This is a genomic window from Mesorhizobium sp. M0802 (assembly GCF_040320115.1).
GTDB lineage: Bacteria > Pseudomonadota > Alphaproteobacteria > Rhizobiales > Rhizobiaceae > Mesorhizobium.
Map to the genome: position 1 here is coordinate 68,026 of NZ_JAMYOY010000021.1, position 15,534 is coordinate 83,559.

Here is a 15,534-nt window from a genome sequence, read left to right on the forward strand (position 1 = left end):
TGGCTACTCAGCGGCTTGTAATGCGCTTGGCTGCACCGGCAACTTGAATCGTTCAAGAAGGCGGTTTCGTTCATCCGCCGCCTTTTCGGCGCTGGCCTGCCTCACATGGCCGTAGCCGCGAATGAGCGCCGGCACCGAGGCAAGGGCGATGGCGGCCTCGATCCTGCCTGGCGCAAGTGCCTTGGCGACAAGCTCCAGATCGGCCTCATAGCGGGCCAGAAGCTGCCGCTCGATGCGCCGCTCAGTGCTGTAGCCGAACACGTCGAAGGCCGTGCCGCGCAGGCCTTTCAGCGCCGCCAGCAGGCGAAATCCCTTCATCATCCACGGGCCGAAGCTCGATTTCCTCGGCTTGCCGTCATTGCCGCGCCTGCCCATGATCGGTGGCGCCAGATGAAATTCGAGTTTGTCGTAGCTCTGGAATTGTTTTGAGAGCTCCATAGCGAAGGAGCCGTCGGTGTAGAGCCGCGCCACCTCATATTCGTCCTTGATCGCCATCAGCTTGAACAGGTTTCTGGCGGCGGCCTCGGTCACCGCGGTCGAGCCAGGCACGCCCTTGGCCTCGGCAGCACGCAAAACCGCCAGCTTCTCGGCGTAGCGCCTGCCATAGGCGGCATTCTGATAGGCAGAGAGGAAAGCGACGCGGCGGGCGATGATATCGTCCAGCGTCTTGGCGATCTCAGTGGCCTTGCCCGGCTGGGCGACCAGGCCGCGCACAAACTCCGGCTGATGCGCGGCGCGCCGGCCCCAGCGGAAGGCGGCGATGTTCATCGCCACCGCCTCGCCGTTCAATTCGATTGCTTTTTCAACGGCTTGCGCCGACAGCGGCAGCCCGCCATGCTGGAAGGCGAAGCCGAGCATGAACATGTTGGCGCCGAGTGAATTGCCGAACAATTGGGTGGCGGTGCCCGTGGCTTCGAAGAAATGCGTCTTGTCGTCGCCAGCGGCAGCGCGGATCGCCTTCTTCAGGCGCTCGATGGGCAGCGAGAAATCGGCCGAGCGGGCGAATTCGCCAGGCATGATCTCGGCAGTGTTGGCAAGGAAGATGGTATGGCCTGCGCGCACTGCGGCCAGCACCTTCTTGGCGCCGGAGACGACAAGGTCGCAGCCGAGTACCAGGTCGGCCTTGCCGGCCGAAACGCGGATCGCGTGGATGTCGTCCGGCGTGCGGGCGATGCGGACATGGGTGAACACCGAACCGCCCTTCTGGGCGAGGCCGGCCATGTCGATCATGCCGCAGCCCTTGTCCTCAAGATGGGCGGCCATGCCGAGCACAGCACCTATGGTGACGACGCCGGTGCCGCCGACGCCGTCGATGATCGCCGCCCAACCCTCGCTACCGAGCGGGAATTCGGTCGGCACCGGCACGCCGTCAAGCGGGTCGGAGCGGCCGGCAATGCCTTCGGCCTTCCTGATTTTGGCGCCGTGCACAGTGACGAAGGACGGGCAGAAGCCGTTGACGCAGGAGAAATCCTTGTTGCAGCTCGACTGGTCTATTCTGCGCTTGCGGTCGAACTCGGTCTCGACCGGCTGGATCGAGACGCAGTTCGATTGCACACCGCAATCGCCGCAGCCCTCGCAGACCAGTTCGTTGATGAAGACCCGCTTGTCGGGATCCGGGAAGGTGCCACGCTTGCGGCGGCGGCGCTTTTCGGCGGCGCAGGTCTGGTCGTAGAGCAGCACCGAGACGCCCTTGACGTCGCGCAGTTCGCGTTGGACGAGGTCGAGGTCGTCGCGGTGGTGGATGGTGGCGCCAGAGGGGAATTCGGCCTTCCCCGCATATTTGTCCGGCTCGTCGGTGACGATGGCGATGCGCTCGACGCCTTCGGCGCGCACCTGCCTGGCGATCATGTCGACAGTCAGGCCGCCCTCATGCGGCTGGCCGCCGGTCATGGCGACGGCGTCGTTGTAGAGGATCTTGTAGGTGATGTTGGCATCGGTCGACAGCGCGAAGCGGATCGCCAGCGTGCCGGAGTGATTGTAGGTCCCGTCGCCGAGATTCTGGAAAATGTGGCCGCGCTTGGAGAATGGCGCCTGGCCGACCCATTGTGCGCCCTCGCCGCCCATGGCGGTGAAGCCGACCGTGTTGCGGTCCATCCACAGCGCCATGAAATGGCAGCCGATACCGGCGGCGGCGATCGAGCCGTCGGGCACCTTGGTCGAGGAATTGTGCGGGCAGCCGGAGCAGAAGAACGGCGTGCGCGAACCGATATCGCTGGTGTCGGCAAGCATCGCCTGGAACTGGCGCAGCTTCGCCACCTTGGCAGTGATCTCTTCCGAAGGGCCGATTGTGCGCAGGATGCGCTCGCCCAGCGCAATGGCGATCTCGTTGGGGTCGAGCGCGCCCTTGGCCGGGAACAGCCAGTCGCCGCGCTCGTCCTTCTTGCCGACGATCGCCGGCTGGGTGGCGGTGCCGTAGAGGTTTTCGCGCAGCTGCACCTCGATCAGCGAGCGCTTCTCCTCGACGACGACGATGGTGTCGAGGCCGCGGGCGAATTCGGCGATATGCTGCAGGTCGAGCGGCCATGGGCAGCCGACCTTGAACAGGCGGATGCCGATGCGGCCGGCGGCGGCCTCGTCGATGCCGATGTCTTCCAGCGCCTGGCGGACATCGAGATAGCTCTTGCCGAGCGTGATGATACCGAGCTTCGGCGCCCGGCCGCCCGAATAGACGATGCGGTTCAGGCGGTTGGCATGGATGAAGGCGGACGCAGCGGCGCGCTTGTATTCATGCAGCCGCTCCTCCTGGCCGAGCATGTCGATCTCGTTGCGGATGTTGAGGCCGCCGGGCGGCATATCGAACTCCGGCACGACGATGTTCAGGCGCTCGAGCGCGGCATCGACGGAGGCCGTGGATTCGATGTTGTCCTTGACGCATTTGATAGCCGCCCAGGTGCCGGCGAAGCGCGACATGGCAAAGCCGTAGAGGCCGTAGTCGATGATCTCCTGAACGCCGGCCGGGTTGAGGATCGGCACCATGGTGTCGACGAATAGGAATTCGGTGGCGTGCGCATTGGTCGATGATTCGGCCATATGGTCGTCGCCCATCAGCGCAAGCACGCCGCCATACTTCGACGTTCCCGCGAGGTTGGCGTGGCGGAAAACGTCGCCGGAGCGGTCGACGCCCGGTCCCTTGCCGTACCAGACCGAAAACACCCCGTCATGCTTGCCTTCGCCCATTAATTCCGTCTGCTGAGAGCCCCAGCAGGCGGTGGCGGCAAGCTCCTCGTTGAGGCCGGGCTGGAAGACGATGTCGGCCTGCGCCAGCTGCTTTTTCGCCCGCCACAGCTGCATGTCGAGGCCGCCGAGCGGCGAGCCGCGATAACCGGACACGAAGCCGGCCGTGTTGAGGCCGGCCCGGCGGTCGCGCTCGCGTTGCATCAAAAGCATGCGGATGACCGCCTGTGCGCCGGACAGGAAGATGCGCTCCTTACCAAGATCGAACTTGTCGTCGAGCGCGACGTCGTGCAGCGTCATCAGGCATTTCCTCTGCGGAGACAGCACCGGGGGCGCGCAGCCAACGTAGGAGTGAGATGGCGCAGTCTTTCTCCGCTTGCAAGGCAGGTCAAACGAAATCGAAAGTGCCAGGCAAAGCGCAACGAACGATCCGCTGCCGTCGCGGATCCGGCACGAAATCGGTCCGCGGCGGTTGTCCGGCGACCGAAAATTTCCACGCAGTCGCGCCGGGCAAAAACGCATCAGCCTTTCGAGCAATCCGGCTTCGGCTCACCCGGCAGCTTGCCGTCGGGATGGCCGGCAAGATCGGGATTGGCCGTATAGAGCTGGTCGACCACCAGCGGCCGGTCGGGAAGGATCGACTGGTCCTCGCTCGACATCAGCGTGGTGTCGATCTTCTGCAGGAACGTGCCGTCAGGACCCCTGATGCTGATGGAGATCGCATAGGGTTTGTCCTTGACGATGCAGGTGAGCGCCGGGCTCTCCAGGCTGACCTTGTCGAGCTTCGGCCAGACCTTCTGCTCGACTACCAGGGGAGGGCCGCCGGCCGGATTCTGGAAACTGGCGACCGCAACCTGGCCTTCGCCCATCGGCTGCAGGGGCCGCAGCGTCACGACATAGGTCGCCCGGGCGAGACGGTAGTTGAAGACGACGACCTTGCCGGAAACCTCGAACAGCTTGCCGTCGCCGCCGGTGTCGCGGCAGGCGCCAAGCGCAACGGCTGCAATGAGCGCAGCACCGACAAGGATCGAACGAAAAACAACCCTAGGCATTGTTGACCTCATGGGGCGCCGTGCGGCGGCGGCGATAGTGACGGCTTGCTTTCTGGCGGTTGCCGCACACAGCCATATCGCACCAAAGGCGGCTGGAATTGCGGCTCCTGTCGACGAACAGCCAGCTGCAATTGGGACAGATCCTGAGCCTGGCGACCGTGTCGTCGCGCAGCAGCGACAAGGCCGAAACCGCCAGCGCCGCCTCGAACGCGATCGGCGTCGATGGGTCGCCGAACGGTCTGCCCGGTGCGCCGATTTCGGCCAGGCTCCGGTCGAGGCCGTTGGCGCAGGCCTTGAGAAAAGCGGCGAGGTCGCCGGCGGCAAGCGCACCTTTCGACACCGCGCCGCGGAACACGCAGTCGGTCGTCTCGCGGATCGCCAGCACCACCGGGGCGATCCTGTCCGGCGAGGTCGCCTCCAGCGGTCTGCCGCCAAGCTCGGCACCGCGAAAGCCGCTTGCGGCATCGGCGAAGCGCGCGATCTCGGCCGGATCGTCAAAACGGTCGAAGGTCTTTTCCGGATCGTTGCGCAACACCACGGTGTTGGCCGTATCGAGCGCAAGAATGCCGCCGGTGAAGCGATGCGGGGTCCAAGATACCGTCATATCAGAAATCTAACCGATAAACCGCATTTGACAAGTTAGATTCTAGGATGCAAACCTTGGCGCGGGCTCCAGCGCAGGATTTTGTTGAGGCAAGTCGTTGCCCCAAAACCGCTTTGCACTTTTGGGCGACATGCCCTGAAAGCTGTCCATGCTCTATTTCTTCCAGCAGGTGCTGAACGGGCTGCATTCGGGGGCGCTCTACGCGCTGCTTGCCTTCGGCTACGTGCTGACCAACGGCATCCTGCACCGGACCAATCTCGCTTATGGCGCGCTGTTCGCCTTTTGCGGCCAGACGATGATCCTGACCGTGGCCTTCGGCTATCAGGTATTGTGGCTGACCTTGCTGGCGGCAGTGGTGCTCGGCGTCGTCACGGCTTTCCTTTATGCCGCGCTGATCGGCCACGTGCTGTCGCGCAGCGTCTTCGAACCGCTGGCCGACCGCACGCCCAATGCCATTGTGGTGACGACGCTCGGCATCCTGCTGGTGCTGTCGGAAGCAAGCCGTATCGCCGCCGACACGCATGATTGGTGGCTGCCGCCTATGCTGGCGCAACCCATTGTCTTCGCTCAGGATGCCGGCTTCCAGGCGACGCTGACGCTGATCCAGCTCATCGATTGCGCGGTGGTTCTGGCGGCAATCATGCTCGCCGCATGGGCGTTCGCCAGCTCAGGCTTCGGCCGCCGCTGGCGAGCCGTCTCCGACGATCCCAAAGCGGCTGCCATGTGCGGCGTGGACGTGCGCGCAGTGTTCCGGCATGCGGTGTTGTTCGGCGGTTTCTGCGCCGCGCTGGCCGGAATCATGGCCGCCCTTTACTACGGCAATGTCAGCTTCGGCTCCGGCCTCGTCTACGGGCTGAAAATCCTGTTCGTGACGGCGGTGGGCGGCTATCTCTCTCCGCCTCGGGCCGCGCTCGGTGCGGCCGCCTTCGGCATGGCGGAGTCGCTATGGGCCGGCTATTTCCCGATCGAATGGCGCGATGGCTGGATGTATCTGTTCCTGGTCGCGGCACTTGTGCTGATCGGTCCCGGCCGCGACCAGCAGAAGATCGCCTGATCGCCGCATCCGCTGTCAGACTTTGGTTGCATGACGCAGCAGCCGGTCGGCACTTTATCCCCACGACGGCGTTGATCGCGCCATGCCATGTTGACCCGCCGAACCACGCACGGCATACCGTTGGGCCACAGCGGCGCGACGGAAAATAGGGGAGCCGGCGCGCCTTCGACCTGAGGGAGGAAATGCATGGCAGGGCTGCTCGCTCTATCGAGAACGATTGACCGTATGAACGAGTTCATCGGCAGGTGGATATCGTGGCTGATCCTGCTGGCAATCCTGGTCAGCGCCGCCAATGCCATCATCCGCAAGGTCTTCGACGTCTCGTCGAATGCCTGGCTGGAACTGCAGTGGTACCTGTTCGGCGCCGCCTTCATGCTGGCCGCCGCCTATACGCTGAAGCAGAACGACCATATCCGCATCGACATCGTCTACGGCATGTGGTCGCGCCGCGTGCAGCACTGGATCGACCTGCTCGGCCATGTCTTCTTCCTGATGCCGTTCGTGACGCTGATGGTGATTTATTTTGTACCCTACGTGTCGCTGTCGTTCCGCAGCGGCGAAATGTCGAACAATTCCGGCGGCCTGATCATCTGGCCGGCCAAGGCGATCCTGCTCGTCGGCTTCTTTCTGCTGGCGCTGCAGGGCATCTCCGAGATCATCAAGAAGATCGCCATCATGCGCGGCGACATGGACGATCCCAATCCGTTCATCTCGGTGCACGAACAGGCCGAGCTCGAGGCGAAAGCCCTTGCCGAAGAAGCCAAGGCGCTCGCCCAGGAGGCGCGCCCATGATCGAGTTCATCGCCCAGAACATGGCGCCGATCATGTTCGCTTCGCTGATCATCTTCCTGCTGATCGGCTATCCCGTCGCTTTCTCGCTCGCCGCAAACGGCCTGATGTTCTTCTTCATCGGCGTTGTGCTGTCGCCCTATTCGGGCGGCTCGATCAACCTGGCGTGGCCGCTGCTGCATGCGCTGCCCGACAATTTCTACGGCAGCCGGGTGATGTCGAACGACACGCTCTTGGCAATCCCGTTCTTCACCTTCATGGGCATCGTGCTGGAACGATCGGGCATGGCCGAGGACCTGCTCGACACGATCGGCCAGCTGTTTGGCCCGGTTCGCGGCGGCCTTGCCTATGCGGTGATTTTCGTCGGCGCGCTGCTTGCCGCGACCACGGGCGTGGTCGCGGCTTCGGTCATCGCCATGGGCCTGATCTCGCTGCCGATCATGCTGCGCTACGGCTATGACCGACGACTGGCGTCGGGCGTCATCGCGGCATCCGGCACACTCGCCCAGATCATCCCGCCGTCGCTGGTGCTGATCGTTCTGGCCGACCAGCTCGGCCGTTCGGTCGGCGACATGTATGCCGGCGCGCTGATCCCCGGCCTGGTGCTGACCGGCCTTTACACGCTCTACATCCTGATCATGTCCATCGTCCGGCCGAACTCGATGCCGGCGTTGCCGCTGGCGGCCCGCACGCTTGGCCACGGCGTGCTGTCGCTGCTCGCGGCACTGCTGGTGGCAGTCGCGGCTTCCTATGCGGCCTATCGCTACCTTGCGCCGGCGCATGGCGACAATGCCGATATCCTTGGCGCCAGCATCGGGGTGATCCTGATCTATATCGTGGCGATCGCCGACAAGGGCCTGAACATCAACATGATGTCCAGGTTGGCGCAGCAGGTGATCATCGTTTTGATCCCGCCTCTGGCGCTGATCTTCCTGGTGCTGGGCACCATCTTCCTCGGCATCGCCACCCCGACGGAGGGCGGCGCCATGGGCGCGGTTGGCGCCCTGGCGATGGCGGCAATGAAGGGGCGGTTGTCGCTGGATGTCATCAAACAGGCGCTCGCGTCGACCACCAGGCTTTCCTCCTTCGTGCTGTTCATCCTGATCGGCGCGCGGGTGTTCTCGCTGACCTTCTACGGCGTCAACGGCCACGTCTGGGTCGAGCATTTGTTGACGTCGCTGCCGGGCGGCGAAGTCGGCTTCCTGATCGGCGTCAACATCCTGGTCTTCGTGCTCGCCTTCTTCCTCGATTTCTTCGAGCTCGCCTTCATCATCGTACCGCTCTTGGCGCCGGCTGCCGATAAGCTCGGCATCGACCTGATCTGGTTCGGCGTGCTGCTCGGCGTCAACATGCAGACAAGCTTCATGCACCCGCCTTTCGGCTTTGCGCTGTTCTACCTGCGCTCTGTCGCCGCGCGCGTGCCCTATCTCGATCGCCTCACCGGCAAGCAGATCGCGCCGGTGACCACCGGCCAGATCTATTGGGGCGCCGTGCCCTTCGTCTGCATCCAGGTGATCATGATCGGGCTGACCATCGCCTTCCCGCAAATGGTCATGCGCTACAAGGGTGCGGCCGTCGATCCGGGAACGATCGAGATCAACTTGCCTGATATGCCAGGCCTTGCGCCTCTCGGCACACCACCACCAGCCAACGGTGGCCCATCACCTGCGGCGCCACCGGCGAACGATCTCTCGCAGCCGCCGAATTTCGGAGAGACGCCGCCCGCCAAGCCGGCGCCGGCGACCGACCTGTCGCAGCCGCCGAACTTCAACTGATGTGTGAACACTGAGAACCTGAGTGAGGATGTCATGAGAGCCGTGCGCCTGGAAGCCGTGGGCAGCATTGCGCTACGGGAGGTCGACAAGCCTGTTGCGGGACCGCAGGACGTTCTGGTGCGCGTCGAAGCCTGCGGCGTTTGCGGCACCGACCGTCACCTCCTCCACGGCGAATTCCCTTCGAGCCCGCCGGTGACGCTTGGTCACGAATTCTGCGGCATCGTCGAGGCTGTCGGCGACGCGGTTTCCGGCATCGCCATCGGTGACCGTGTTACCGGCGATCCCAACATCTTCTGCGGACGCTGCAGTCATTGCCGAGCCGGCCGCGTCAATCTGTGCAGCAATCTCAGGGCCATCGGCATCCATCGCGACGGCGGCTTCGCCGACTACGTCGTGATGCCGCAGAGCCAGGCCTTTCTTTTGCCTGCGAACCTCAAGCCAACGCATGGCGCCTTCTGCGAGCCGCTGGCCTGCTGCCTGCACGCTGTCGACCTCGCCGGAATCAGACCCGGCGCTGCCGTGGTGGTGCTTGGTGGCGGCGTCATCGGGCTGCTTACCGTGCAATTGGCGAGGCTCGCAGGAGCGGCGACCATCATCCTGTCGACGCGGCAGGCCTCCCGCCGTGCGCTCGCCGAAGAGCTCGGTGCAACGGCGACGGTCGACCCAAACGCGGTCGACCCGATCGAGGCGATCGCCGGCCCAACCGGCCTTGTGCCCGGCGGGGCCGACGTGGTGCTCGAATGCGCCGGTGTCCCCGATACCGTCGAACAATCGATGCGGCTGGCGAAGTCCGGCGGCACGGTGGTGATCGTCGGCGTGATGCCGCAAGGCGTGAAAGTGCCCTTCGAACCGTTCGACATCCTGTTTCGCGAACTGAAGGTTCTCGGCTCGTTCATCAACCCCTTCACCCACAGGCGGGCGGCGGACCTTGTCGCGTCCGGGGCAATCGAGATCGACAAGCTCATCTCCAGACAGGTCGGCCTGGACGGAGCCCCCTCGGTTATCTCCAACCCGGCCGCCCCCGGCGAGGTCAAGGTGTTGGTGGTGCCGGGCAGGGAATGAAGGGCAGCCTCAATCCTGCGACGTTGGCGATTGGCGAAACGACGATGACCGCGTCCCTCTCCCCGTCACTATACGGGGAGAGGATGCCGGCAGGCAGGTGAGGTGCAGCGTCAACGCTTGGAAAGGTAAGCTATAATTTCGGGGCGGCTACCAAGCCCAAGGCGATCAATCGCCGAAGTTTGCACCGCCCCTCATCCACCTGCCGGGACCTTCTCCCCGTATAGTGACGGGGAGAAGGGACAGATCCCAGCCTACAGTTTGCCGTTGCGCTGCTGGACCATCATGAAGGTGTCGTAATTGTACTCGGCCACCTGGGCCCACAGATAGTGCTCCTTGCGGAAGCCCTTGATCGAGTCCCAGATCTTCTTGAACGGTGCGTTGGTGGCTTCCATTTCGGTGTAGACCTCATTGGCCTTCTCGAAACAGGCGGCCATGATGTCCTGGCTGAACGGGCGCAATTTCGCGCCGCCGGCCACCAGCCGCTTCACCGCTGCAGGATTGAGAAAATCGTATTTCTGCAGCATGTTGGCATCCGCCGCCTGCGCGGCGGTGTGCACAAGCGACTTGTAGGCGGGCGACAGCTCCTCGTACTTGGCCTTGTTGAACAAGAGATGGACGGTCGGGCCGCCTTCCCACCAGCCGGGATAGTAGTAGTAGGGCGCGACCTTGTAGAAGCCGAGCTTCTCGTCGTCATAGGGGCCGACCCATTCGGCGGCGTCGATCGTGCCTTTTTCCAGCGCCGGATAGATGTCGCCACCGGCGATCTGCTGCGGCACGACACCGAGCTTCTGCACCACTTTGCCGGCAAAGCCGCCGATGCGCATCTTGAGGCCGGACAGGTCGGCGACGGTGTTGATCTCCTTGCGGAACCAGCCGCCCATCTGCACGCCGGTGTTGCCGCCGGGCAGGCCGAAAAGACCCTGCGTGGCAAGAAACTCGTTGAACAGGTCGATGCCGCCGCCATGATAGTGCCAGGCATTCATGCCGCGCGCGTTGAGCGAGAACGGCACCGCCGCACCGAGCGCCCATGTCGGGTCCTTGCCCCAATAATAGTATGACACCGTGTGGCAGGCCTCGACGGTGCCGGCCGTGGTGGCGTCGGCGGCCTGCAGGCCGGGTACGAGTTCGCCGGAGGCGAAGACCTGGACCTGGAAATTGCCGTCCGTCGCCTCAGACAGCATCTTGGAGAAGACTTCCGCGCCGCCATAGATCGTATCGAGTGACTTGGGGAAGGATGACGCCAACCGCCACGTCACTTTCGGATTGGACTGGGCGATTGCCGGTGCGGCTAGCGTCGCGGCAGCCGCCGCAGCGCCCACGCCGGTGACCCCGGCCTTGCGGATGAATGAACGACGATCCATGCAGAACCTCCCTTTTGGACCAACAACCGATATCAGGGACATCTCCTCACGTCCGGTATCGATTTGCCCGAAACAATACACGGGCAAAAGGTCGAGTCCAGCATGGCAGCGGGATTTGACGGCGGCGCTGGCGACAAATCCGCGGGCCGGCCGGCCAGCCTGCAACTATAGTCTAACGTTCGCCGCGTGGCTCATGCGAGATGGCGAAACTTGCCATGGAAAAGCGCCTTCGGATCGCCTATTTTGCAGGCACAATAGATTATTCGCTTCGCTCCAAATGGAATCCGGACCCAAATGCACCAGCCGCTCGTCGCAATATCGACCGACGTCCGTCAGTTCGACAACTACACCTGGCATGCCGTCCCGCAGCAATATATCGAGGCAGCACTTTCCGGCGCCGGCGTGTTCCCGCTTTTGGTGCCGTCCTTCGGCAACCGGCTCGATTTCGACGAACTGTTGTCTTCGGTCGACGGTGTCATGGTCACCGGCTCCAAGTCCAACGTGCATCCCTCGCTCTATGGCGGCGACGCCAGCGAAGCCAACGGCCCCTACGACCCGGCGCGCGATTCCACCACGCTGCCGCTGATCCGCAAGGCGATCGAGCGCGGCGTGCCGCTGCTTGCCATCTGCCGCGGCATCCAGGAGTTGAACGTTGCGCTAGGCGGCACGCTTGGCACCGAGATCCAGGAGCGCGAAGGCTCGCTCGACCATCGCGCGCCGGTGAGCGACAACCAGGACGAACGCTTCGCCATTCACCAGACCATTTCGATCAAGCCGGGCAGCTGCCTGGCCGGTGTATTCGGCGCCGGCGACATCAAGGTCAACTCGCTGCACCGCCAAGGCATCGACCGGCTCGGCTCGAAGCTGCAGGTCGAGGCGGTTGCCGGCGACGGCACGGTGGAGGCGGTTTCGGTGAAGGACGCCCGCGCCTTCGCCGTCGGCGTGCAATGGCACCCCGAATACTGGGTCAAGTCGGACGGCAACTCGGCCAAGATCTTCCGCGCCTTCGGCGATGCGGTGCGGCTGCATGCGGCGGCGAAGGCCGGTGCACGGGCGGCGGCGGAATAAATCCCGACGATCAATTGCCGGCGGATTGATCCCGTTCGCCGGTTGTCGCCAGCGAAAGCAGCGGCGTGGCCGGAGCGTAGGATTCGTAGCCGTCGCCATCCGCAACCGAGAAGGTGACGATCGGGTCGGTGCCGTCGGCGCTGAACGCGATTGTGCCGTCCTCGCCCTCTCGCCAGAATTTTGCCCGCTCGATCCCCGGCAGCAACCCGCGGCAACTCGGCGCCACGGTCAACAGCGACAGGCCATCGTCAATCGCGGCGCCGCGGCTAACCGCGCAGTCGCCTTCGTCGCCATTGGCGACCAGCCTGAAGGTGGTTGCCGGCCTTGCTTCATTGGCCGAACTTTCACCGCTGCCGCCGTGAAACAGCTGAAAGCCGGCGAAAAGTGCCGCTGCCGCAATCAATGCCGGAAGTTTCGTCATCTTGCACTCCGCGCTCCCCGGCGCAGATGCAGAATGATTCCAAAGCGTTAAGTCAACGTTAACGAGTGTGGCAGAGAGCCGCTCAGCTTCGTGGCTTGACTTGCGCCGTCTCAGGCACCGGGGTCAGTGGCCGGCGCTCGCTGAACCAGGATACCAAATTGTCGACGCACAGATCCGCCATGGCGCGGCGCGTGTGGTGCGAGGCCGAGCCGACATGGGGCAAAAGCGAGGTGTTGGGCGCCTCCAGCAAAGCCTTGGGCACATTCGGTTCATCGGCGAAAACATCGAGCCCGGCGGCGGCGATGGTGCCGTTGGCAAGCGCTGCGGCGAGGTCTGCCTCGTCGACCGTGCTGCCACGGCCGATGTTGACGAAAACGCCGTTGGCGCCAAGCGCCGCCAGGATTTCGGCATTGACCGCCTTCTCCGTGGAAGCGCCGCCCGGCACTACGGAAATCAGCGTATCGACCGCTTCGGCAAGGCCCTTCAGCGCCGGGTGGTATTCATAAGCTAGACCTTCGACCTTGCGCCTGTTGTGGTAGGCCACCGGCAGCCCGAACGCTTCCAGCCGGCGCGCAATGGCAAGGCCGATGCGGCCCATGCCGAAAATGCCGACATGCCGACCGCGCAAGGTCAGCCGGCTCAGGGGATAGTTGCCCTTCTTCACCCAACTGCCGTCGCGCAGCCATTTCTCGGCCTTGTAAAGTTCACGCACGGTGTTGAGCAAAAGGCCGATCGTGGTGTCGGCGACCTCCTCGGTCAAAACATCGGGGGTGTTGGTGACCATGATGTTTTTCTTGGCCGCATGGCCGGCATCGACCGAATCATAGCCGACGCCGAAGGAGGCGATGAGTTCGAGGTTGGGCAATGCATCCATCAATGCCGCATTGACGCCGGCGAAGGACGCAATGGCGCGCACGTCATGGCGCATCTCGTCGGTGACCAGGGCGGGATCGGCGCGCTCTATCTTGACCCGCTTGAAGGTGCGGTCGATGCGCTCGACCGCATGGTCGTTGAAATGTCCCGGCACCAGAACGGCGACGGTCTGCAACGCATCAGTCTTGGTCATGCACGCTCCACCGGCTTGCCGGTCGACTGGCGCACATGCAGTTCCGGCTTGATCAGTTCCTGTGACGGCCGTACCGCCTGTCCGTTCAGCTTGTCGAGCAGCGCGCTGGCGGCACGGCGGCCGACCTCTCGCTGGCCATTCCAGACTGTGGTGAGCGCCGGTGTCGCGATTGCCGCCTCCTCGAGATCGTCATAGCCGGTCACCGAGATGTCGGCGCCCGGCACCAGGCCGGCGCGGGCAATGCCGTTCATCAGGCCGATGGCGACCAGATCATTCCAGCAGCAAGCGGCGGTTGGCTTGTCTTTAAGCGCCAGAAACTGTCCAGCCGCCTCGAATCCGCCCTGCTTGGTGCGCGGCCCGGCGATGCGCCAGGACGGCCTGACCTCAAGCCCGGCGGCCTCCATGGCGTTGAGATAGCCCTGGTAGCGGTCGCGCCCGGTCGAGGTCTGGTCGGTGCCGCCGATCATGGCGATGCGCTTGTGCCCGAGCGAGATCAGATGATTGGTGGCAAGTGCCGTGCCATAGGCATCGTCGCCGCGAAACACCGGCACGTCGGCGCCTTCCACGCTGCGTGCGATCAGCACCGCCGGCAGGCCGTTTTCCTCGGCCATGACGATGTCAGAGGCCGGCGTGCCGATGGCCGGGGACATGATGACGCCGTCGGCGCCGAGCTGCAGCAGCGTATCGATGAAGGTGCGTTGCTTTTCCAGCTGGTCGTAGTGATTGGACAGGATGAAGGTCTGCCGGCTGCGGTCAAGTTCGCTCTCGATCGAGCGCAGGATCTCGGCGAAGAACGGGTTCATGATGTCATGCACGACGACGCCGACAATGCCCGAGCGCGAGGTGCGCAGTGAGGCGGCGCGGCGATTGTAGATATAACCGATGGCCCGCGCGTGCTCCTTGATGCGGTCACGCGTGGCGCCTGCGACCAGCGGGCTGTCGCGCAAGGCGAGGGAGACGGTGGCCGTGGAGACGCCAAGCGCATCCGCGATCGTCGAAAGCTTGATCTTTTGTGCCAGCCCTTGGCTCCCCGAGTTTTTTAAATTTTTTAAATGCGGCGTTATGCCATCGGATTCGGAGCAAATCAAAGTTTTTTCGCCAGAGCCTCCGCCTCGACATCGACGGTCGTGCGATTGCGCAGCCGCAAACGGTGCTCGCGATGGATGATGTAAAGGCCGCTGGCGACGATGATGGCTGCACCCACCAGCGTCCACCGGTCGGGGAACTGGTGGAAGATGATCCAGCCGGACAGGATCATCCAGACCATCTGCGAATAGGGGTACGGCGCCAGCGCCGTGGTGGTCGCCAGGCGGTAGGCCCGCACCAGCAGCCAGTGGCCGCCGGCGCCGAACACGCCCAGCATCACCAGTATGAACCAGTGCCAGCCATCCTGCGGCAGCCCATGCGAGAACGGCAGCATCGGCAGAAGCAGCACGGCCGGCGCCAGCGCCGAAAACAGGATCAGGCTTTCCGAGGTTTCGCTGGCTGACATCCGCCGCGTCATGATGACGTAAAAACTGTTCGACAGCATCGAGCCGAGCGCGAAAAGATGGCCGATGCCAAACACTCCGATGCCCGGCCTTGTAATGACGAGCACGCCGACAAAGCCCGACAGGATTGCCAGCCAGCGCCGCCAGCCGGCCCATTCACCAAGCAGCGGTCCGGCAAGGGCGGTGATCACCATCGGCCCGAAGAAGTAGATCGAGGTGGTCTCGGCCAGTTGAAGCGTTTTGAGCGCCATGACGTTGCACATCGTCGAGCCCAACAGCAGACCGCCGCGCAGGATGTGGGCCGGCAAATTGTTGGCGCGGAAGCGCGACGGCTCGCGCCAGCCGCGCAGGAAGACGCCGACAAGCAGGACATGGACGGTGAAGCGGGCCCAGGCGACGATCAGCGCCGAGACGCCGGCCAGGACCAGATATTTGCTCGAGGTGTCGAGAAAGGTGAAAAAGACATAGGTCGAAAGCATGAACAGCATCGCCGCGGGCGGCGTTGCGCTTTCGTCTGATTTTGCGGGAACGTTCAAATGTCAGGCCGGGCAGGGAGGATCAACGCTTAACCTTTGCGGCAATCGCCTGCGCCCGGCAAGCCAAAAGCGACTGGCACAA

Annotated in this window: 13 protein-coding genes; 5 read left to right on the plus strand and 8 right to left on the minus strand. The window is 63.8% G+C overall.

Annotated elements, in window-relative coordinates:
- Positions 1-3: 3 nt before the first annotated feature.
- The 3 genes from NKI10_RS25320 to NKI10_RS25330 form a co-directional block, all read right to left on the minus strand.
- A complete protein-coding gene (locus NKI10_RS25320) occupies positions 4-3,474 on the minus strand; it encodes an indolepyruvate ferredoxin oxidoreductase family protein (RefSeq protein ID WP_352862215.1) in 3,471 nt (1,156 codons plus the stop codon).
- Between the two features lie 221 nt (positions 3,475-3,695).
- On the minus strand, positions 3,696-4,226 hold the full coding sequence (locus tag NKI10_RS25325) for a hypothetical protein (protein ID WP_023729725.1): 531 nt from the start codon (positions 4,224-4,226) through the stop codon (positions 3,696-3,698).
- The gene (locus NKI10_RS25330) at positions 4,219-4,830 is read right to left on the minus strand and encodes a CGNR zinc finger domain-containing protein (RefSeq protein ID WP_352862216.1); all 612 of its coding nucleotides are present in this window, start codon (positions 4,828-4,830) and stop codon (positions 4,219-4,221) included. The genes NKI10_RS25325 and NKI10_RS25330 overlap by 8 nt, the downstream gene beginning before the upstream one ends.
- 148 nt (positions 4,831-4,978) lie before the next feature.
- Here NKI10_RS25330 and NKI10_RS25335 point away from each other — a divergent pair, with 148 nt between their 5' ends.
- The 4 genes from NKI10_RS25335 to NKI10_RS25350 all read left to right on the plus strand — a co-directional run bounded on the left by NKI10_RS25335 (position 4,979) and on the right by NKI10_RS25350 (position 9,510).
- Entirely contained in the window at positions 4,979-5,884 is a 906-nt protein-coding gene (locus NKI10_RS25335) for a branched-chain amino acid ABC transporter permease (RefSeq protein ID WP_023732628.1), read from the plus strand.
- 186 nt (positions 5,885-6,070) lie between these two features.
- Complete coding sequence (locus NKI10_RS25340) at positions 6,071-6,676, plus strand: TRAP transporter small permease subunit (RefSeq protein ID WP_023683517.1); 606 nt, start codon at positions 6,071-6,073, stop codon at positions 6,674-6,676.
- Positions 6,673-8,448 (plus strand): TRAP transporter large permease subunit, encoded by a 1,776-nt coding sequence (locus NKI10_RS25345; RefSeq protein WP_352862217.1) that lies wholly within the window; start codon positions 6,673-6,675, stop codon positions 8,446-8,448. Before NKI10_RS25340 ends, NKI10_RS25345 begins: the two co-directional genes overlap by 4 nt.
- Before the next feature lie 33 nt (positions 8,449-8,481).
- Positions 8,482-9,510: a zinc-dependent alcohol dehydrogenase family protein gene (locus NKI10_RS25350; RefSeq protein WP_023822070.1), complete on the plus strand. Its 1,029-nt coding sequence runs from the start codon at positions 8,482-8,484 to the stop codon at positions 9,508-9,510.
- A 251-nt stretch (positions 9,511-9,761) separates the two neighbouring features.
- Here the strand turns inward: NKI10_RS25350 and NKI10_RS25355 are convergent, their stop codons facing one another.
- On the minus strand, positions 9,762-10,871 hold the full coding sequence (locus NKI10_RS25355) for a TRAP transporter substrate-binding protein (RefSeq protein WP_023671351.1): 1,110 nt from the start codon (positions 10,869-10,871) through the stop codon (positions 9,762-9,764).
- A 294-nt stretch (positions 10,872-11,165) separates the two neighbouring features.
- Here NKI10_RS25355 and NKI10_RS25360 point away from each other — a divergent pair, with 294 nt between their 5' ends.
- The gene (locus NKI10_RS25360; protein ID WP_352862218.1) at positions 11,166-11,939 is read left to right on the plus strand and encodes a gamma-glutamyl-gamma-aminobutyrate hydrolase family protein; all 774 of its coding nucleotides are present in this window, start codon (positions 11,166-11,168) and stop codon (positions 11,937-11,939) included.
- 10 nt (positions 11,940-11,949) lie between these two features.
- Here the strand turns inward: NKI10_RS25360 and NKI10_RS25365 are convergent, their stop codons facing one another.
- The 4 genes from NKI10_RS25365 to NKI10_RS25380 form a co-directional block, all read right to left on the minus strand.
- Positions 11,950-12,360 (minus strand): hypothetical protein, encoded by a 411-nt coding sequence (locus NKI10_RS25365; RefSeq protein WP_352862219.1) that lies wholly within the window; start codon positions 12,358-12,360, stop codon positions 11,950-11,952.
- A gap of 82 nt (positions 12,361-12,442) precedes the next feature.
- Positions 12,443-13,426: a 2-hydroxyacid dehydrogenase gene (locus tag NKI10_RS25370; RefSeq protein ID WP_352670952.1), complete on the minus strand. Its 984-nt coding sequence runs from the start codon at positions 13,424-13,426 to the stop codon at positions 12,443-12,445.
- A complete protein-coding gene (locus tag NKI10_RS25375) occupies positions 13,423-14,445 on the minus strand; it encodes a LacI family DNA-binding transcriptional regulator (protein WP_023671355.1) in 1,023 nt (340 codons plus the stop codon). Before NKI10_RS25375 ends, NKI10_RS25370 begins: the two co-directional genes overlap by 4 nt.
- Positions 14,446-14,510: 65 nt before the next feature.
- Positions 14,511-15,395 carry a DMT family transporter gene (locus NKI10_RS25380; RefSeq protein ID WP_352862220.1) on the minus strand — a complete coding sequence of 295 codons (885 nt, stop codon included), beginning with the start codon at positions 15,393-15,395 and terminating at the stop codon, positions 14,511-14,513.
- Between the last annotated feature and the right edge of the window lie 139 nt (positions 15,396-15,534).